This is a genomic window from Helicobacter equorum (assembly GCF_900198655.1).
Lineage (GTDB): Bacteria > Campylobacterota > Campylobacteria > Campylobacterales > Helicobacteraceae > Helicobacter_F > Helicobacter_F equorum.
In genome coordinates this window covers 1-20,040 of the sequence record NZ_FZPO01000005.1, presented here as the reverse complement: position 1 = coordinate 20,040, position 20,040 = coordinate 1, and the positions used below count along the sequence as shown (strand labels likewise).

Annotated in this window: 20 protein-coding genes; 11 read left to right on the top strand and 9 right to left on the bottom strand. The window is 38.1% G+C overall.

Translation table 11 applies throughout. From position 1 onward, the window contains the following. Both C6H22_RS00890 and C6H22_RS00885 read right to left on the bottom strand, forming a co-directional pair. Positions 1 to 1,471: methyl-accepting chemotaxis protein (locus C6H22_RS00890; protein WP_199769780.1), on the bottom strand; the 1,471-nt coding region annotated here is incomplete at its 3' end. A 114-nt stretch (positions 1,472 to 1,585) separates the two neighbouring features. Next, positions 1,586 to 2,845 carry a CCA tRNA nucleotidyltransferase gene (locus C6H22_RS00885; protein WP_104693463.1) on the bottom strand — a complete coding sequence of 420 codons (1,260 nt, stop codon included), beginning with the start codon at positions 2,843 to 2,845 and terminating at the stop codon, positions 1,586 to 1,588. A gap of 136 nt (positions 2,846 to 2,981) precedes the next feature. Between C6H22_RS00885 and C6H22_RS00880 the strand changes: the two genes are divergently transcribed. Continuing rightward, positions 2,982 to 3,605 (top strand): tetratricopeptide repeat protein, encoded by a 624-nt coding sequence (locus C6H22_RS00880; RefSeq protein WP_158654578.1) that lies wholly within the window; start codon positions 2,982 to 2,984, stop codon positions 3,603 to 3,605. A 12-nt stretch (positions 3,606 to 3,617) separates the two neighbouring features. Further along, on the top strand, positions 3,618 to 4,259 hold the full coding sequence (locus C6H22_RS00875) for a tetratricopeptide repeat protein (protein WP_104693462.1): 642 nt from the start codon (positions 3,618 to 3,620) through the stop codon (positions 4,257 to 4,259). Between the two features lie 88 nt (positions 4,260 to 4,347). On the opposite strand, the gene C6H22_RS00870 is transcribed toward C6H22_RS00875, so the two are convergent. From C6H22_RS00870 to C6H22_RS00840, 7 genes are all read right to left on the bottom strand, one after another. Further along, positions 4,348 to 5,442 carry a cation diffusion facilitator family transporter gene (locus C6H22_RS00870; RefSeq protein WP_104693461.1) on the bottom strand — a complete coding sequence of 365 codons (1,095 nt, stop codon included), beginning with the start codon at positions 5,440 to 5,442 and terminating at the stop codon, positions 4,348 to 4,350. 91 nt (positions 5,443 to 5,533) lie between these two features. Further along, on the bottom strand, positions 5,534 to 6,553 hold the full coding sequence (locus C6H22_RS00865) for an LLM class flavin-dependent oxidoreductase (RefSeq protein ID WP_104693460.1): 1,020 nt from the start codon (positions 6,551 to 6,553) through the stop codon (positions 5,534 to 5,536). Then, positions 6,553 to 7,551: an ATP-grasp domain-containing protein gene (locus tag C6H22_RS00860; protein ID WP_104693459.1), complete on the bottom strand. Its 999-nt coding sequence runs from the start codon at positions 7,549 to 7,551 to the stop codon at positions 6,553 to 6,555. Before C6H22_RS00860 ends, C6H22_RS00865 begins: the two co-directional genes overlap by 1 nt. After that, a complete protein-coding gene (locus C6H22_RS00855) occupies positions 7,541 to 8,995 on the bottom strand; it encodes an LLM class flavin-dependent oxidoreductase (RefSeq protein WP_104693458.1) in 1,455 nt (484 codons plus the stop codon). Before C6H22_RS00855 ends, C6H22_RS00860 begins: the two co-directional genes overlap by 11 nt. 224 nt (positions 8,996 to 9,219) lie before the next feature. Next, a complete protein-coding gene (gene recG, locus C6H22_RS00850) occupies positions 9,220 to 11,205 on the bottom strand; it encodes an ATP-dependent DNA helicase RecG (RefSeq protein WP_233706974.1) in 1,986 nt (661 codons plus the stop codon). Between the two features lie 13 nt (positions 11,206 to 11,218). Beyond that, entirely contained in the window at positions 11,219 to 12,232 is a 1,014-nt protein-coding gene (locus C6H22_RS00845) for a type I glyceraldehyde-3-phosphate dehydrogenase (RefSeq protein WP_104693457.1), read from the bottom strand. A 39-nt stretch (positions 12,233 to 12,271) separates the two neighbouring features. Beyond that, positions 12,272 to 13,357, bottom strand: a complete 1,086-nt coding sequence (locus C6H22_RS00840) for a tyrosine-type recombinase/integrase (protein ID WP_104693477.1) — start codon at positions 13,355 to 13,357, stop codon at positions 12,272 to 12,274. A 110-nt stretch (positions 13,358 to 13,467) separates the two neighbouring features. On the opposite strand from C6H22_RS00840, the gene folE reads away from it, so the two are divergent. Genes folE through hisG form a run of 9 tightly spaced genes read left to right on the top strand, consistent with a single transcriptional unit; the run spans position 13,468 to position 20,034 of the window. After that, the gene (gene folE, locus C6H22_RS00835) at positions 13,468 to 14,025 is read left to right on the top strand and encodes a GTP cyclohydrolase I FolE (protein ID WP_104693456.1); all 558 of its coding nucleotides are present in this window, start codon (positions 13,468 to 13,470) and stop codon (positions 14,023 to 14,025) included. A 51-nt stretch (positions 14,026 to 14,076) separates the two neighbouring features. Beyond that, positions 14,077 to 15,447 (top strand): MATE family efflux transporter, encoded by a 1,371-nt coding sequence (locus C6H22_RS00830; protein ID WP_233706973.1) that lies wholly within the window; start codon positions 14,077 to 14,079, stop codon positions 15,445 to 15,447. Further along, positions 15,447 to 16,100: an HAD family hydrolase gene (locus C6H22_RS00825; RefSeq protein ID WP_104693455.1), complete on the top strand. Its 654-nt coding sequence runs from the start codon at positions 15,447 to 15,449 to the stop codon at positions 16,098 to 16,100. The genes C6H22_RS00830 and C6H22_RS00825 overlap by 1 nt, the downstream gene beginning before the upstream one ends. Before the next feature lie 55 nt (positions 16,101 to 16,155). Next, complete coding sequence (greA, locus tag C6H22_RS00820; RefSeq protein WP_233706972.1) at positions 16,156 to 16,647, top strand: transcription elongation factor GreA; 492 nt, start codon at positions 16,156 to 16,158, stop codon at positions 16,645 to 16,647. 9 nt (positions 16,648 to 16,656) lie between these two features. Next, complete coding sequence (gene dut, locus C6H22_RS00815; protein WP_104693454.1) at positions 16,657 to 17,109, top strand: dUTP diphosphatase; 453 nt, start codon at positions 16,657 to 16,659, stop codon at positions 17,107 to 17,109. 21 nt (positions 17,110 to 17,130) lie between these two features. Next, entirely contained in the window at positions 17,131 to 17,745 is a 615-nt protein-coding gene (locus C6H22_RS00810) for a hypothetical protein (RefSeq protein WP_104693453.1), read from the top strand. A gap of 14 nt (positions 17,746 to 17,759) precedes the next feature. Beyond that, positions 17,760 to 18,773 (top strand): plasminogen-binding protein, encoded by a 1,014-nt coding sequence (locus tag C6H22_RS00805; RefSeq protein WP_104693452.1) that lies wholly within the window; start codon positions 17,760 to 17,762, stop codon positions 18,771 to 18,773. Continuing rightward, the gene (locus C6H22_RS00800) at positions 18,773 to 19,420 is read left to right on the top strand and encodes a type III pantothenate kinase (RefSeq protein ID WP_104693451.1); all 648 of its coding nucleotides are present in this window, start codon (positions 18,773 to 18,775) and stop codon (positions 19,418 to 19,420) included. The genes C6H22_RS00805 and C6H22_RS00800 overlap by 1 nt, the downstream gene beginning before the upstream one ends. Next, positions 19,417 to 20,034: an ATP phosphoribosyltransferase gene (gene hisG, locus C6H22_RS00795; protein WP_104693450.1), complete on the top strand. Its 618-nt coding sequence runs from the start codon at positions 19,417 to 19,419 to the stop codon at positions 20,032 to 20,034. The genes C6H22_RS00800 and hisG overlap by 4 nt, the downstream gene beginning before the upstream one ends. Positions 20,035 to 20,040 lie beyond the last annotated feature (6 nt).

Here is a 20,040-nt window from a genome sequence, read left to right as displayed (position 1 = left end):
GTAGTAATCTTTGCATAGAATCTTGAAGATTCTGGGCTTTGTCACTTAGGACTTTTGCATGATCTGCAGAGACTTGTAGCATATTAACAATGACTTGAGCAAGAGTATTGACATTGTTTTGCAAACCAATAGGGTTAGAGATTCTGTGAGAAAAATCATTGGTTTCAAATCTATCAAAGATTTTTTTAATTTCATCAAGATCCGCACCCAACAGATTGCGTAGTGTTTGTATCATTTCATTTAGTGAATCGCGTAAGCGATTTGTTTGTGGATTGTTGCTCTGGAGAGTGATAGTTTGAGTGAATTTACCAATTTTGACATTTTCGACTATGCCTACAGCTTCACTGACAAGCTCTCTATCTTTTGTAATAGAATCGCGAATATTTTGTATTTCGTAATTGATGGCTTGTGCCATTTTGCCAAACTCATCGTTAGATTTGATCGTGATTGGCGTGATAGAATCACTTGTGTGATCAAGAAAGGCAAAAAACGCCTCTAACCCATCTGCAATATGCGTTAGAGGCTTCAAGAAATATTGCACAACAAAGGCTAAAATCACTATGATTACGATCATAAAGACAAATGAAAAAAGCACCTGGTGCATAATAAGCTTGCCTAAAATTTCCGCATAATCATCGGTAGAATTTGCCGTACATATGAGCCACTCTCCTTCATTGCTGCGCATACATAATCCCACGCGTTCATCACCATGTAGGCTATACTTCATAAGATCGGTTGGCTCTCCTTTGAATTTTTCTGCCAATACAGAATACTGCTCAATTACCCCTTTTAGTTCCGGATCATCGGACATTATTAAATTGGGGTTGGAGTGAGAAACAATATGATTGTCTTTGTTTGTGAGAAAAAACGCTGTGCTAGGTGTAGTTTTGAGTTTATTCATACTTTCTTGCAACTCATCTAGGAATATATTGCCCCCTACTACGGCTACAAGTTTTCCATTGGCAAATACAGGCGCATATGCAGTTATGATAAGTTTGCCGGTTGTTATGTCGCGGTAGGGTGTAGAAAGTCCAGATTTACTACTTTCCTTAGCTCCTTTGAACCAAGCTCTTGTGCGCGAGTCAAAATTATCTTTGGCGGGTGTGAGAATCCAGGGTTGATTGTTGGATATATCATCGGTTTTGATGAGTAGTCCATCTGCTTCATATCCGACAAAAAGTGCATCAATTTGTGTGTAGGTAAAAGCATTTTTGAGTAAGCTTCGGAGATGTTCTACAGAAAAATCACCGCTTTTTTCTATTTCTTGGGCAAAAATCTCTACACCTCTAATTTTGGTGGTAAAAAACTCATTGACAAAGCTTTGGGCATTTCGTATGGTTTCTTGTTTGCCAACGGTGATACTTGTGAGAATATCTTGTTTGGAAGTGTTATAGTTTATGGTGATAAAAATTCCAAAACCCAAAACAATGAATACAAGGACGGAACAGATAATCTTTTTGCTAATATTCATAAAAACTCCTTACATTGAAAATTGTAATGCGTAAATATAATACATTGCAACACATAAGAGAGTCAATGAATTTTTATTTACAAAAAAAAAAAAAACGAATTTTGTAACACGCATTTAGTCTTGTATTTGACGCAATAGCTCTTTTGTGCGTTGTATTAGAGAATCTGTTGTGTTTATGAGTTTTTGCTCTATGACTTCATCAAGGAGCATTTGTAGCACAATTCCTATTGTTTTTCCTTCGTGTATATCTGCAAGTGTTTTGATGATTTCTCCATTGATCTTGAGGCTTTTTATCTCATAACACGCGTGTTTTGCCAGGGTATGCACTCGTTTAGGTAGTGTGTCCAAATCCCCATACATTAGTTTCCAAAGCCCAAGTGCGTCGCATACATTTTGTGTGCCAAAGCGTGAGAGTAGCCTAAGAATAGCACTATCATCATTTGGTAGCGTGTGAGAGAGGAGAGTAAAAAGAGAGAAAATATGGTTTTTTTGACTATTACTAAAGCGTAGATTCTCAATAATTGCAGTCCTTGTATCGTGAGGTAAAGTATGTAGCAACCATACATAGCGGAGCTCAAGTGAATCTAAAAGATGTATATGCACTACACTCTCAAGGAGTGCGGAGGAGAAATGCACATAAGAATCTCTAGCAAGGTGGGCAAAAAGGTATGCAAAAACCTCTATATACTCTTGAAAACTTGCGCCAACATACCCACCCATTAGGATTTTATCAAGTTCTAAGCGTATGCGCTCTACAGGTAAAATCGCGATATGTTGATAAAGGCTTGAGAGTGCACGTTTTGTGTGTGAATCTAGCATAAAGCCCAAGGTTGCTCTAAAGCGCACTGCACGCAAGATTCTAAGAGAATCTTCTCTAAAGCGTATATGTGCTTCACCTACACACACAAGCCTTTTGTTATTGAGATCTTGCACGCCATTGACATAATCCAATACGCCTTCAGATTCACTATATGCAAGGGCATTTATACTAAAATCGCGACGCATAACATCTTCATAAAGGTGCTTCACAAACTGCACGCAACTTGGGTGGCGGGAGTCAAGGTAGATTCCATCGCCACGAAAGGTTGTAATCTCATAACAAGTTGCATTGATACATACGCCTATAGTGCCATATTTTGCCCCTTGATGTATGAGCTTGAGATTTGGCTTGTGTGCAAATATCTCACAAATCGTGTTTGGGTGCGCGTTGGTAGTAATGTCCCAATCTTTTGGTGATAAACCAAGCAAACTATCACGCACACAGCCTCCAATGACATACGCACGATAACCGCAAGATTGAAGGCATTGTAAAATTTCTCTCAAGTCTTGTGGCAGAGTGATATAGTATGGATACATAATAGGTGTATTTGACACATTTACTCCTATGCTTAGTGGTAGGCTTGTATGTGGTTATTATACAGTAAGGCTTAGAAAAAATTACGATTTAATGTTGTTTGCTATGGTTTTTGGTTACAATAGTGCGATAAGGGTCACATTAGGAGCTTAAGAGATGAAGATCACAAAGATTATATTAGCATTTGTTTGGCTATGTATGTTTGCTAACGCACAAAGTTTTGAAGATTGCATGCAAGATCTTATCAATGGCAACTATAAAAAAGCCTTACACGGATTTGAGAGGCTTTGTATGGATGGAGATTTTGGAGCGTGTTATCAGCTTGGTATTTTGTATAGTGATGGAGAGGATGTGCCCAAAAATTTTCATAAAAGTGTGGCATTTTATGATCAAGCTTGTAATGCAAATGTAATGGCGGCATGCAATAATCTAGGTGTGATGTTTTATCGTGGCGAGGGTGTGCGTCAGGATTATCAAAGAAGCCTTGAATTGTATGATAAGGCGTGTAAGGGTGGCAATGCTGATGCGTGTAATAATCTAGGTGTGATGTTTGAAAATGGTTATGGTGTGGAGAAAAAAGATTATATACAAGCAGGGTTGTATTATACTGATGCGTGTATGGGGAAAAGTCCCAAGGGTTGCTATAATCTTGCGACTTTGGTTTATGCGGGGAATGGTATCAAAAAAGATAGAGCCATGGCAAAAGAATATTATGGACTTAGTTGTGATTTTGGTTTGCAAGCTGGGTGCGATGAGTTTAAAAAGCTCAATCTTGAGTAAAAAAGGGCAAGTATGAAAAAGATTACCTATTTTGCGTGTATGGTGTGTTTGCTTGTAGGTAGTGGATGTGGTGAGAAAGTGCTACAGAAAACCTCTCAACTTGCTGATGAAAGTTCTATTGCGCATGAATCTCCACAATTTTCTCAAAATGCTAAGATGTTTAGAGAATCTTGTGCGATGGGCAATAGTATAGATTGCTATAAGCTTGGTGTGATGTATGCCAAAGGTGATGGGAAAGCAAAATGGTATTCCAAAGCCGCACAATTTTATAAAATAGCATGTGAATCTGGTGTGCTTAAGGCATGCAGTAATCTTGGCGCATTGTATGAAGAGGGGTTAGGCATACGACAAAGTTATCAAGTCGCTTTTAGATTCTATCAAGCAGCATGTTCGCGTGGTGAGCCTGATGCATGTAATAATCTCGCACGTATGACAGAAAATGGTATTTTGGTGAGTAAAGATGCTAGTTATGCTACGACACTATACGAAAAAGCGTGTATCGGTGGGAGCGCAGTAGCTTGTCTTAATACCGGTAGAATGTATCTCTATGGTAAGGGTGTGGATAAAAACAAGCGAAGTGCAAAAAGCTTCTTTGGACAAGCTTGTGATTTGTCATTACAAGAGGGATGTGAGGCATATAAATCGCTTTTGTAAGTCACACAATTTGTGTGGAGATTTTATATCGTGCTTATCCTATATAGAATCTCTGTAGCTATATACTTGATATGATTTATACAAAGTGTTATAACCATTTTGGGTTTGCAGTAAAACTCACAGAGAGCCAAATTTTATAGCTTGGAATCTCAAGAGCTTTTTCAATTCTTTCTCGGATACAATCAAATTCTGCCATTGTCATAGGTTTAGATGTGTTTTCTATCAAAATATTGACTTCCACCATATAAAATCGCCCTGATTTTGCTACATGCGTGTCATAATCGCTAAAGCCAAACTCTTTGCTTAGAGATTCCATAATATCTGTGATTTTAGAATCTATTTCACTTGGCGCAACCATGATGAGATCTTTGAAATTTGCAATTGCTATGCGAATAGGTGCAACACATAACAATAAAGAAAGCACCGCTAACAACAAAGGATCAATATACATAGCAAAGGCATTGTGTGGGCTAAGCACAAAATAAATTACACCAAAGGCACACAATGCCCCCAAATATAGCACGCAATCAATTTTCCATTCTGTGTTATCGACTTTGATGAGATCAGATTCTAGAATCTTTGTATACAATAGTGTGTAAAAAAACAAACCAGCACAAAACACAAATGCACATATACTATAAATAATCGCTCCACCAAGCTCCACCGCATAACCACCATGTATGAGACTTTCTAGCGCATTGATAAAGGCATATACACATACAAAAACAAGCACAAGGGATTTAAAGAGATTAACCATAGGCTCAAAACGCACATACCCATATTGGAATATATCATCATCTTCTTTATAGATATAGCGAGAAGTGATAATAGACAATGCCCCAAGTCCTACGCTAATAAGCGCAACGAAACCATCAAAGACCACTGCCATAGATTTGACAAAGATTCCAAAGCCAATACCAAATATTGCAAGGAATAATGCACTATATGTGGAGATCTTTAAGACATATTGTTCTTTTTTTGCGGCTTTTTTAGAATCTATGGCAAATGCATGTTTGAGTGCCAAAATTTGTGCTTTGTGTCCTAGATTTTGGGATTGCGTGTAGCGAGATTGTGTAGTGTGGGTTTGTGCGTGAGAATCTTGGTGTATAGGTTTATGTTTTCTAATCTTTGTGCCATAAGAATGGCGAGAAATATGTGCATTTTGTGAAGTGTGTGTTTGCATATGAAGCCTTTAAGGTTTTAGTGCATTATAGCTAAAGCTACACAGCCTAAAATATCTGTATAAATGTGGCTATTATAGTCGTTTTAGGCGACTATAGTAGTGGAAATACCTTTTTAGCGATATATTCTAGCTCTTGTTGCATATTTGCACATTGCACAATAAGAAGATCTAAACCAGCTTCTTTGTAGGCGCGGATTTTCTCTGCGACTTGTTTTGGTGTGCCAACAAGCTCAGGTCTTAGTCCTCTATTAGACACGCTATAATCATATTTTGAGATTTCTACATCAAGATTTGAATTTCCTGTAAAATCCTTATAGGAATTTTCATATTCGGCATAATTTTTAATAGTCGTGATACGCTCTAACTCTTCTTTTGCTTCTTGCTCACTATCACGCACAATCATATATACTGCCATACCAAAGCCCAAAAATGGTGCTAATTGAGCTTCTGCCTTGCGTCGTTTCATATCGACAATTTTTTCTCGCACTTCTTCTAACGTGCCTCCGTGCATCAGGTATTTGTCTGCAAATTGTGTGATTGCCTCTCTACCACTTTCGCTTTCACCTCCAGCATACACAAGAGGAGTTTTTTTTGGTTTTGGTTCATTATAAGAATTACAGAATTCAAAATATTTGCCCTTATAATTTAGAGGGCTTTGCTCCCAAAACCCTCGCAAAACTTCTGTGTATTCACGCGTGAGTGTGTATCGATCATCGTGTCCATCAAAGTTTATGCCATATTGCCTAGCTTCTTCTTCCCACCATGCCGAAACCATATTGATACTAAAGCGATCATTACAGATTTGGCTAATAGTAGCGATTTGCTTGGCAGTCAATGCTACTTGATGGTATTGTGGTCGCAAGGCTGCTAGAATTTCTATGCGTTTTGTGATTGCCGCCAATCCATTGGCTACCGCCCATGCATCAAGTGCAGGGGCTTTGTGTCCTTTGATGTCATTGAGGTAAAGCTCTGGCACAAGTGTTAGGACATAGCCTAGAGATTCGGCTTTGAGTGCAAGATCCCTGCAATATTCCCATGTGCCTTGTGTGCTATCATCATCGACATTGCGTAACCAACTTCCAAAAACCGGTGTCCAATATCCAAATTTCATCACTTACTCCTTTGTATTTTCTTTAACTCGCTGTGTAAAAACTCTACAACTCTATCAGCTGCACCTTGCTTATTTTGTTCTCGTAGATGCGATTCTACTTTGGAGTTGTAGTTTGTGTTAGTATTGATGTCATATACGACTATTTCACCATCTACGCTTTCTATAAATTCTACACCAGCAATTGTTATATTATGTGTTTGTAAAAAGTGTTCAAGCTTTTGCACAAGCGGTGTATTTGAATCTATATCAGTGCGTAGAGAGAATTTATCCACTCCACCTACATCACACGCACCACCAGCAAGTTCTGGAAGGGCTTTGGTGCGTTCTATATCACAGGCATCTGCGGGGCATAGTTCAAAAGCACCATTACTCGTATCAACACGCACTGCATAATGGAATTTTCCTCCGATAAACTCAATACGTGTGATATAAAATTCCTTTGCCTTAATATATTCTTGCAAAAGCGTAATGCCATCAATTGGTGGCTCAAACGCACTAGATTCTATATATTCCCTAAATTCCTCAATACTTTCAAAGCGTCGCACGCCTAGACCCTTGCCACCTTGGTTATGTTTGGTAATAAATGGTGTTTGCAATGTTTTTGCACATTCAAGCAAGTCATTTTTGCCAAAAGCTGCAATTGTTTTTGGTGTGCGGAATCCTGCCTTGTTGAGTGCAAGGTATTGTCGCACTTTGCTTACTTCTAGCTCTAGCACACTACTTCCATTTATCACATGGCACCCATAAGATTCTAGCCACGACAAAACCGCGCGTCCATATTCTTTGCTAAGGCTATGATCGCGTGTATGACTTGAGGCAGAGAGTCTACTCCAAAATACGCCTTGTGGTGGTGGAGAATCTAAATCTATGCCGCCTTGTGTGAGATAGATTTCTCCAAACTTAATTCCTGCGCGTTCAAAAGCTTGAGCAAATGGCGGTATCCACTCATCATTTTCGTGAATAATGTAAATGTTTGTTGCGAGAGTATTAAATAACATATTCTATATCCTTTTTTGTGAATTGTCTTCTACCTGTTCCTGCATAATCATTGATACTTGATTTTGCACCATTAACACGATATTGTGAGGCAATGTGATCATGCCCCAATCTATCTCCCTTGCCAAAAAGTTTATGTCGCAAACTACCTTGTGTGTATTCTTGTTTATAGACGCCGCGTTTTTGCAGTTCAGGCACGATAAACTCTACTACATCACTAAAGGTTGTTGGCGTGGTAGCATAGGCTAGATTGAATCCATCAGCATCACTATATGCGACAAATTCTTGTAGCATATCACACACTTGCGATGGCGATCCTACAAACTTCGGTCCTTGACAGCCTATGCCTGTGAGCTTGATGAGATCTCTTAGTGTCCAAGCTTTTCCCTCATTGGTTGTGGAATTACTTAGGGCTTCTACTTGTGCGACTATCGCATTTGACTTGATATGACTTAATGGATCATCAAGATTATAGCGACTTAAATCTACGCCAAGCCAACCAGAATTCAACACCAATGCCCCTTCTGTGCTAGCATATTTGAGTAAGTCATTGTATTTTGCTTGCGCTAAGTCTTGGGTTGAATCTGTAATAATGGTTGCAAGACAATAAATTTTAGCACTATATGGATCACGACCAGCAGCTAAAAGTGCATCCCTTACTTGTTTGACGGCGATTTTAGCGTATTCTTTAGTTGGTGGCGCTATAAATATTGCTTCGGCGTGTGTCGCTGCAAATTTTCGTCCTCGTGTGGAATTTCCTGCTTGAAAAAGCACCGGAGTGCGTTGTATGCTTGGTTCGCAAAGATGGATCCCGGGCACATCAAAATATTTGCCATGATGCCCTATGTGATGAATTTTGCTAGGATCTGCAAAATCGCCACTTTCTCTATCTAAAATTACCGCATCATCTTCCCAACTACCTTCTAATAATTTATAAATAACTTCCATGTATTCATCAGCAAGTTCATATCGCTCATCGTGTGGCAATTCACTAGTCCCCATATTTTTATTTGCGCTCGGTAGATAGCCAGTTACGATATTCCACCCTACGCGTCCTTTTGTGAGATGATCTAGAGTGCTAAGACGCCTTGCGAATGGATATGGATGCTCAAAAGGCACACTAGCAGTAACTCCAAAACCTACATGTTTAGTTACACTTGATCCTATGACTGCAAGTTGTATAGGATCATTAACAGGGACTTGTAGGGCAGTTTTTAGAGCACCTATATCGTTGCTACCATAGAGATCATAGACACCAAGCACATCAGCGATGAATACCGCATCAAAAAGTCCCTGTTCTGCAATCTTTGCTATGTTTTGCCAATATTCAATATCCTTATAATGTAGGGCTTGATCGTTTGGGTATCGCCAAAGTCCAGGGCTTAGATGCGAAATACAATTCATTTCAAATGCATTGAAAGAAATTATCCTTGTCTTTTTGCTCATTATTTACTCCTTGTCATTGTGAGATAAACTTCGGACATTATAACTCATTTTTTTAAAAACACAATATGTGTTTTTAATTTTATGTAAAATTTTGAAAAATGTTACTTTTTAGATTATGTTTAAATTTATATAAAAATAACTTTTTGAGCTTTATTATATGAGAGATATAACACAAAAGTATAGATTGTAAATAATCTATAAACTTTAAACATTATTTCATAGGGTTATAGTGAAGTTTGAGAATCTATAATGGCATTGACTTTGGAGAGGATATGTTCATCACTGCTAGGATCAAAAAACTTAAACTCATTACCACTTTGTTTTGCACCACTTAGCAAATCCCCACTATTGCGATTTTTTAGATCTAGTTCGGCAATTTCAAAGCCATTGAGCGTCTTGGTAAAGGATTCTAGGCGCGTAGTATCTTGTGTATTTGTATACAGAAAGCAGTAGCCTTTTAGTCCGTTGCGACTTACTCTACCTCGTAATTGATGTAGTGTTGCTAGCCCTAGTCGTTCAGGTGCGACGATGATAATTGTGCTAAGTTTGGGGAGTGAGATTCCTACTTCTACAACCGTGGTAGCAAGAAGCAAATTGCCTTTTTGGGCGAATTCCTGTAATACTTCTTCTTTTTGTTTGTCTTTGCCTGAAGTTACATATACACCTTCAAAATGTTTGAGCCAAAATTCTTGTCCTTGTGAAAGCGAGAGATACTCAATTTGTCGGCTTTCTTCTACTAGTGGATAGATAATGATTGCTTGATGTCTTTTTGTAAATTCATTTTGTAAATGCACAAGGAGTTTTGGAAAGTCTTTTTTTCCTATAATGCTTGTTTGTATGTCTTTTTTGAATGGTAGATCTTTGATGATACTATGTTGTATGTAGTGTGTTTGTATCATAGCAAATGTGCGTGGGATTGGCGTGGCAGAAAATTGTAATATATGAGGTTTGGTGCGTGTGGTGGTAGAAAACATTTTTTCTAGTTTGTGTCGTTGGTTAGTGCCAAATCTATGTTGTTCATCACTCATCACAAGCGCGAATTTGGTGTAATCAAAATCTCTATACAAAATTGCTTGAGTGCCTATGATAAAGTCCGCATCAAACACATTTGTGTCGTGTGTAGTATCGGAGTGTGTAGTTTGTGAAAAAAGCGTAGCTTGTGTGTGTTTTGGCGTGTGCGATATATCTTTGGTTTGGGCGGTGATAAGTTGGATTTTTATATATGGTGGGAGAAATTTTTTTGCTTCCTCATAGAGTTGTTTAGCCAAAATGCTTGTAGGTGCCATTAGGATAGATTTGTGTGGATATGTCATCATCACCGCACTTAAGATGACTATGGTTTTGCCACAACCCACATCACCCATGATAAGTCTTCGCGTTGCAGTGTGTGATGAGAGATCTTTGGCAATCGATTCTATAGCTTCGTGCTGACCTTGTGTAAGTGTAAATGGTAGTGAATCTATAAAGGCTTTAGTATCTCCATTACAGATGAAGTTTGCTTTGAAATGGAGGTTTTTGGTGCGTAAGCGAAGGATATGATGCCATATTTCGACAAATTTTAGGGCTTCTTGATACACGCCAAAATATCCATTGTGATGCGCAAATGCACGCACAAATTCTTGTGTAGGGTGAAAGATTTCATATATTGCGTTTGCATAAGATTCTGTAATACCACATTGTCGTAAAGTCTCGTGTGTGATAAGCACACAGAGGGTATTGAGGATTTTATTTTTTGTGGGAGTGGTTTTAAACTCTAGTGTGATAGCACCAAAATCATGTATGATTTTTGGTTGCGTGATTGTCCAAATAGCGCCTTTTTGCTCGAGTTTTCCATACACCACGCATTGTGTGCCTTCTGCAAAACTTTTATACATAAATGGCTTTGGGTGAAAAAGTGTCATATGAAGAGTTTGCGTGAAATCTAGGCAGTGCGCAAGGATTCTAAGATATGTTTTTTTGCCAAACCCTGCCTTTGTATTTTGTGTAATCTCCACACGCACAGCACCAATAGTATTGTGTGCAAGTGTTGGAAGCAAGGTTTTGTTTTGGTAATTTTTGGGTGGATTTAGTATAAGATCAAAAAGTGTGTGTATATCTGTAAGTTTGTTAAAATCTATATTTGGTATCTGCGAGATTTGGGTATGTGCGGATTTGCTAGAAGTAAGAAAAGAGAGGATATGCTGAAGTTTGGCTTGTTGCAAAAAATCCAAGCTAGATCCTTGCTTAGTTTGTGATGTATCGTGCCATATCTAAGATTCTATTTGCATAGCCACATTCATTATCATACCAAGCCATAATTTTTGCCATACCACCTTCAAGCACAAATGTAAGATCTCTTGCCACAATCGCGCTATGTGCATTGCCGATAAAATCGCTACTTACCCTAAAACTTTCATCGATAGCTAAAATCCCTGATAATTCATTGTTTGAAGCCTCTATGAGCACTTGATTGATAGAATCTGCACTTGGATTTTGGCGGAGTTTGACACTAAAATCCACCATAGAGACATCTGCTACAGGCACACGCACACTATGTCCGTGGAGTTTGTTTTTTAGTTGAGGAAGGACTTTGTAGAGAGCTTTTGCTGCACCCGTGCTTGTGGGTATGATATTTTGAGCAGCAGCACGTGCGCGACGTTTGTCGGTTTTGTGAGCATTATCAAGGAGATTTTGATCATATGTGTAGCTATGAATTGTGCTTAAGATTCCAGATTCTATACCAAATATAGAATCTAACACCTTTGCAATGGGTGCTAATGCATTACTTGTGCAAGAAGCATTGGAGATGATGGATTCACCTTGATAGAGTGCATGATTGACACCAAGCACAAATGTTGGCGTATCATCAATTGCAGGAGCAGAAATAATAATCTTTTTGACACCTTTTTGTATATGTGTCTGCATACTCGCACTATCAAGAAATTTTCCACTAGATTCTATTACCACATCAGCAACACTAAAATCCAAATCCTCTCTTGCTACATTAGTTATAAGTGTTGTGTTGTAGGTTTTTGTGCCATATTCAAAGGATATGATTCCTATGGTATCGCTTGTTTGTGTGTAAGTAACATTTTGCAAAGGGCTTGTATGCACGCTATCGTATTCTAATAGATGAGCTATCATAGCACCTTGCGCAATATCGTGTGTAAGAATGATTTCTATGTCATCACGCATAACCCCAGCACGAAAGATACTCCTACCTAGTCGCCCAAGCCCATTTATAGCTATTTTTATCATTGATCCCTCGCTTTTTGTTGTGGGTGGAATTTTAGCACATTACTTTTCAAAATCATCCATCACATTCGTGGCTTCTAAAAGTCGTTGCTTATCAAAGTGTGTGTAGATTCTGCTTGTATTTAAACTAGCGTGTCCTAGTGCTTCTTGGACAAGCACAAGATCGTGTTTTTTGCTATATAGCATTGTAGCAAATGTGTGTCTAAGCATATGTGCACCCATTTTTTCTTTTTTGATTCCAGCATATTTTAGAATCTCTCCCAAAACTTGATATACTCGGGCTTGTGTGAGTTTTCCACCCTTATTGTTACAAAAAATAAGGTTATCTTCTATATTCGTATGTAGAGCAATTTCACTGCGTGTTTGCATCCAAAGGTGCATAAGAGAATCTATTTTTTCTTTTTTTATCATTGCTACACGCATTTTATTGCCTTTGCCTCGTATTTGAAACATCCAAATGTCATGTTGTGGAATAAGGTCTTTGGTGCGTAGGCTAAGTGCTTCGCTTACACGCATACCTGTGTAGATAATCACCTTGATAATGAGTCTATCTCGTGCCATACGATGTATGGGAAGTGGCGTTGTGTCAATAGCTTCCAAAAATCGCTCTAATTCATTTTCATCAAGATATGTGGGGAGCTTTTGCCCACTAGCTTGACTGACAATGTGTCGGATAGCAAGTTTTATCCCAAATACAAATGATCCTTGATCGTAGGTATTGTGTTTATCGATGTAGCCAAAAAATCCAATAAGCACAATACGATAATTTTTTTTACTTGCATCGCTAAGTTTGGAGGTATAAACACTCAAAAAATCAACAAGTAATTCTTCATCAATGCGTGTGAGTGAATCTAGCTGCAGTGAGGTGAGATACTCATAGAGCTTGTGTAGCGGGGTGCTAAAGAGGTTTATCCCTACTAATCCAGCATTTCGTGCTTTTTTGCACAAAAAGAAGAGTTCTTGTATATTGTGTGGGGGAGTGTGAAGGGCTTTGAGGCATTGCAGGATTGCTTCTTTATCGCGCACTTGATGATTGGAGAGCGTGTTTATTTTCCAGCGCACAAAGCGTCCCATCCAGCAAAGTAAATTTTGTTCAAAAGTGGGATATGATTCTAAAGGATATTGCATAAAATGTCGCCTGTTGTGTTTGGTTTGCTTGGGATATTCTAGCATATTTGATACCACAATTTAGCGACATCTTGATATAATCACATTTTTATCACATTTTAGGGTTATGCATGCAAGAGGTATTACAAGAGTTTGAGCATTTTTTTGCAAAATTATGTGATCATATAGGCGAAGATACAAATCGCGAGGGCTTAAAAAACACACCAAAGCGGATTTTAGAATCTTTTGAAACGCTTTTTAGTGGTTACTCACAAAACCCAAAAGAGCTTTTGGGCGCGACTTTTAAAGAGGGATTGTGTGATGAAATGGTGATCGCAAAAGATATTGAATTTTATTCGATGTGTGAGCACCATTTACTACCATTTTTTGGACATATTAGCATTGGTTACATACCTGATAAGTATCTTGCTGGGATCAGCTCATTGGCGCGTTTGGTGGAGAGTTTTGCACGTAGATTGCAGATTCAAGAGCGACTAACAGAGCAAATTGCGCAATGTCTTGTAGAAACCCTGCAGCCAAAGGGTGTGATAGTGGTATGTCAAGCACAACATTTATGTATGAGCATGCGTGGTGTGCATAAGAATCCACAAATTATCACAAGTGCATTGCGAGGGTTATTCAAGCGAGATTCTAAAACACGCACCGAATTTATGCAACTTATTAAATAATATTTTCATTTGATAATACTTTTCTACATTTATTAAGGTTTGGAGGCAATGATGATGAGAAAAAATGTTGATATGGGCAAAGATTCCCTGTATCGTTTATTTTTTTATTTTTTTATACCAAATTTATGTGCGATGATCGCACTTTCGACATATTCTGTTGTTGATGGTGCATTTGTAGGCAAGGCATTAGGACAAGAAGCATTAGCTGCTATTGGCGTGTGTTGGCCTGTATTTCCAGTGCTGATTGCCTTTGAGTTACTTTTTGGTATGGGAGCGGCGAGTATCGCATCTTTTTATCTAGGTAGAGGACAAGAGCATCGTGCGCGGATTATGTTTAGTTCGGTGTGTTATTTTGCTGGAGCAAGTAGCATTATTTTTGGTGGAATTTTGTTTTTTTCTACAGAATCTCTAGCTTATGCCTTAGGAGCAAATGAAGAGATTCATAGCTATGTAGTGGAATATTTGCATGTAACATTTTTGGGTGCATGTATAATTGTTTTACATCCATTGCTTGATGTGTTTGCCATCAATGATAAGCGTCCCATACTTGCAATGGTAGCGATGATTGTAGGTGCAGCAAGTAATATCGTGCTTAATTATCTTTTTTTGTTTGTTTTTGAGCTTGGAATTACGGGATCAGCGTTGGCTACAATACTTGGACATGGCATTGGTATGTGTATTTTGTTGAGTCATTTTGTCTTAAAGCAAGGTAAGATTTATTTTATCAAAGTCTTTAAGGTAAAATCTATTTTTGCTTCAATGCGCAATGGGTTACCACAAAGCTTTGCAGAGCTTAGCGTGAGTGCTGTGATGTTGTTGTTTAATCGCACACTTAAAACACTAGGCGGGACAGATGCACTCTCAATATATAGTATTTTAATGTATAGTGGTATTGTGGCTTTTACCGTGATTCTTTCTTGTGCGCAAGGTGTGCAACCTATAGCGAGTTTTAATTATGGTGCTAGAGAGTATGGGCGTGTGAAAAAAATCTATTTTTTTGTGCTTGTGTTTGCGACGCTAAGTGGGCTTGTGCTGTATGCGTTTTCAAGATTCTTTGATACCTTGCTTATAGGGTTATTTTTGCGTGATGATAGCTTACATCTCTTAGATTCTGCTGTTTATGCGTTGCATATTTATTTTATTGGTTTTATCTTTTTGGGTTTTAATCTTGTGAGCTCAATCTTTTTGCAATCTATCCAAAGACCGCTAAGCTCTTTTATTGTAACCATAGCCACTAATCTTGTGTTTGTTGTGATTTTACTTGAGATTTTTAGCAGAATCTGGGGTTTAGATGGCGTGTGGTGGAGTTATCCTCTATCATTTGTGTGTGCGAGTTTTGTAACGCTTGGTGTGATGATTTTTGAGTTTAGGCGTGGGAGTTTGGGTAAAGCTGTAATGGCACACTACCACAAGGGAGCATAATGAAGCAAGTAATCATACTTTTTGATCTTGATGGGACATTAATAGATTCTACAAAGGCAATTTATGTGAGTTTTTGTGAAGCGATGTCTGCATTTGGATATCCGAGTCCAAGTTTGGATTCACTAAAATCCACCATCGGACATACGCTAGAGGATATGTTTTTGGCTTTTGGGATACCTAAGGCGCAAGTTGGGGATTTTGTGCAAGCTTATAGAATCTCCTATCGTGCCAAAATGGAGGCAGGCACGACATTACTTCCAAACGCCAAAGAGGCGATTTTGTTTGCAAAGAGTTTTGCGGATTTGGGTGTGGTAACGACAAAGCGTGGGGATTTTAGTGCAAAATTACTTGATTGTCTTGGTGTGGGCGAATATTTTAGATGTGTGATAGGTGTAGAATCTGTGTCTAAACCCAAGCCAGATTCTGAACCAATATTCAAGGCTTTAGAGCATTTTCCAAATGCATTATCTGCACACAAATATATGATAGGGGATACCACACTTGATTTAGAATCTGCCAAAGGAGCAGGAATATCTGCTATAGGTGTGTTGTGTGGATATGGTAAGCAAGAAGCACTTAGGGCATATAATGTGCCATTATGCACAGATAGTTTAATGGCAGTGCGTGAGATCTATAGAAGTTTGGGGCTTTAATGGCAGTTTTAGGCTATTTTGTTATGATTGTGGAAAAAATTTGGAGTATTGCATAATGGCACAAGAACCAATGACAGAATATGGCTACCAAAAGCTTCGCGCAGAGCTCAAAGATCTTCAAGAAGTGCAACGCCCACATATTATCAAAGAAATTGATATAGCACGATCACATGGGGATTTGAAAGAAAATGCTGAATACCACGCAGCCAAAGAACAACAAGCCTTTATAGAATCTCGTATCGCTGAACTTAGCACAATGCTTGCCAACGCACAAGTAATAGATCCTAGCACGTTAGAACATAAAAAAGTGAGTTTTGGTTCTTATGTCAAGATTGTGGATCTTCAGACAGATAAAGAGTTTGCTTACACGCTTGTAGGCACGATAGAGAGCGATCCACAAAATGGCTTTATTTCTGTTTTTTCTCCTGTAGGTCGTGCCCTCATAGGAAAGGAAGTGGGTGATGAGGTAACAATTATGTTGCCAAAGGGTGAGAGTGAGTTTGAAATTTTGGAGGTGTGTTATAAACCTTTTAGTTTGCAAGATTAAGGCGTTTGTATGTATATCAAGATAAAAAAACTTCACCCAAATGCAATCATTCCTCAGTATCAGACAGCACATAGTGCGGGATTTGATTTGCATAGTTTAGATTCACATATTCTAAAGGCTGGCGATCGTGTCTTAATCCCTACAGGCTTGGTATTTGAGATAGAATCTCATTATGAAGTGCAAGTGCGTCCTCGAAGTGGTTTGGCTCTAAAAAATGGCATAAGTGTGCTTAATACTCCAGGTACGATAGATAGTGACTATCGAGGAGAGATTAAGGTTTTGCTTATTAATTATTCTAACGAGGATTTTGTCATACAAGCAGGAGATAGAATCGCACAAGGTGTGGTATGCAAAGTATATCAAGCGGAGTTTGAAGAAACGCAATCACTCACACAAACACAGCGTGGAGAAGGGGGCTTTGGCTCTAGTGGTGTGGGACAGAAGGGAACATATCAGGAATAATTTGATACAAAAGGATATATTATGAATGTTAAGAATGATTTGGCGCATATCAAAGATGAATTTAATAAAGATGGGCAGATTCTAGAAAATGCTTTTAGATTTGAGATTTTTTTACGACGATATAAAAAAACTCTTATTACGTTTTTGGTGCTTATAGTTGCTTGGGTGGTGTATCTTGTGGTAGATAGCTATCTCACGCAACAACGCCATATTCAAGCAAATGAGGCATATACAGATCTTTTGAATGGTGGTCAAACTCCTGAACTTTTAGAAAAATTAGAAAAAAATTCTCCAATCCTGTATGATTTTTATGTCTATACGCATAATCCTAGTCAAGAGGCATTAAAGAAGCTTATGTATTCTGATAATGAGCTTATCGCACAAATTGCGACATATCGAGACATTGCACACACGCTAGATTCTCTTTTGGGAGAATCTAATCAGGATACTATCAATGAAGTGCTTGCAAACTTGCCACCGCTAAAAGATAAAACTTTGCAGCAGTGGCTCATTCTCCAAGAAGCTGTGATATTTCTCCAAAAGGGATATACGCAAGAAGCCAAAGATAAACTTATGCTTTTAGATGAAAATTCAGAGTTTTCGCGTATAGGTAAGAGTTTGCGCCATTATAAATAATAGGGGTTGGTGTTATGAGAATTTTGCTTGTTGTATGTGTGGGGGTGTGCATTGGTATCTTTGGAGGTTGTAGTCAAAAACAATATTTTGAACCAAAAGATATAAGCCTTAAGGTAGAATTTTCTCATAAACTCCCTTCTCCTATCGTATCTGCTTCTAGAGTTGGGGCATTATTAAAGAATCTCGAGGTGCTAGACACATTTGGTAATATCGATATAGAACTTACACAAAATCAACGTTTTTTGGGTAGGGAAGGTGCATATTATCTTGTCCAAGATGGTTGTGGGGTGTTGTTGTTTATTGATGGCAACACCAAAACCCAAAGTGAGTTTGCATTTGATAAATGTATCGTAAGTGCCAAAATATCACCACAAGGGAGTGTAAATACACTTATAGCCTTAGTGAGTGCGGATAATAGTGTGATTGTGTATGATGCTAATACTAAGCGTGAGGTATTTTCACAAAAACTTTCTAATATTACAGCAATCCATACTCTTGCGGCAACACCTGTATTTGAAAAAAATCAAATCATCTTCCCCACACTTGATGGCAAACTTGTGATTTTTGATATACGAAGTAATACGCTTGTGCGTGATATTTTGATTCAAAGTGATAAATTTTTTAATAATATCATTTATCTTGTGGTAAAAAATGATCTTATGATTGCAGCCACACCAAAGCGTATTAGCGCGATTATAGGTAATAGTAAGACTTTTAATTATGATGGAGATTTTAGGGATTTGTTGTTGTATAAAGAGAAATTGTATGTGTTAAATAATGATGGCAAGATTTTAGAGCTTGATCACACTTTAAAGCTTTTGCGTCAGGTGAATCTGGAATATGCACGTTTGCATGGGATTGTGATACATAATAACACTCTGTATACACTAGAGAGAAATAAATATCTCATAGAGCTTAGTTTAGAGAGTTTTTTACCTGTGGTCTATAAGCTAGATCTCCCAAGCAAAAAGCCTATTTTTTATACAGATGATACTTTGTTTTATGATAGATTCTATAAGAGGTTTTGATGGTTTTTTGCGATATAGGCAATACATTTTTGCATTTTTTTTATAAGGGTAGGATTTGGAAAGAGCTTCCAAATAAGCTTTCACCCAAAAGGCAAGATGCCAAAATTTTTTATATCAGCGTGAATCCAAAATCGGAAAAAAAACTTCTTGCTTCTCATAGCTTATGTGTGAATCTCGCTCCTTACTTCACACTAAATACCGGTTATCGTGGTATGGGGATTGATAGAGTAGCGGCGTGCGTGGGTGTAAGAGATGGTATTGTTGTGGATGCTGGAAGTGCTATCACTGTAGATGTTATGCAATGTGGTGTGCATTTGGGTGGTTATATTTTACCGGGTTTAAGCACATTTAGGGGGCTTTATAAGGGTATTCCGGTGCTAGATCAGGATTTTGATCTTGCGGTAGATGTTGATAGGCTTCCACAAAATACCAAGGCAGCCATTAGCTATGGTGTCATCAAAAGTATTTTATTGATGATTGTTGATACTGCCAAGGGAAAACAAATTGTCTTTACAGGCGGTGATGGGAAATTTTTTAGTAGATTTTTATCTCAAGAGCATAGTTGTATGTTTGATGAGACAATTGTCTTTAAAGGTATGCAACAAGCTTATGAAAATTATATTTTGGTACACAAAGGACAAAAATGATAACAATTGCACTACCAAAAGGGCGTATTGCCAAGGAAAGTTTAGAATTATTTTCCAAGATGTTTGGGGAGGCTTTTGCCTTTGAAGATCGTAAGCTTATCTCAGAGCAGGGGGGCTTTAGATTTTTGCTTGTGCGTAGCCAAGATGTGCTTACATATGTGCATTATCAAGCCGCCGATGTGGGAGTTGTGGGACTTGATGTGATTGAAGAATATCAGCTTAATGACGCCATAAAGCTTCTTAACCTCCATATAGGTAAATGCAAGGTTGTCATAGGATCAGAAGTTGGCAAAGAGATAGATTATCAAAAACCACAGATAAAAATTGCTACCAAAATGCCTACGATTACCTATAAACATTTTTCCAAAAAAGCCATTCCTATCGAGATTATTAAATTGTATGGAAGCATTGAACTTGCTCCTTTGGTGGGATTGTGTGATGGGATTGTGGATATTGTAGAGACTGGTACGACTATGCAACAAAACAACCTCAAAGTTGATGAAGTGATTATGGAATCTTCAGCGTATCTTATTGCTAATGCTTTGAGTTTTTATCAAAAGCAAAAAGAGATTTTGGATTTAACAAAAAAATGTAGTGCATTAGGGTTAGAATAGTGAAAC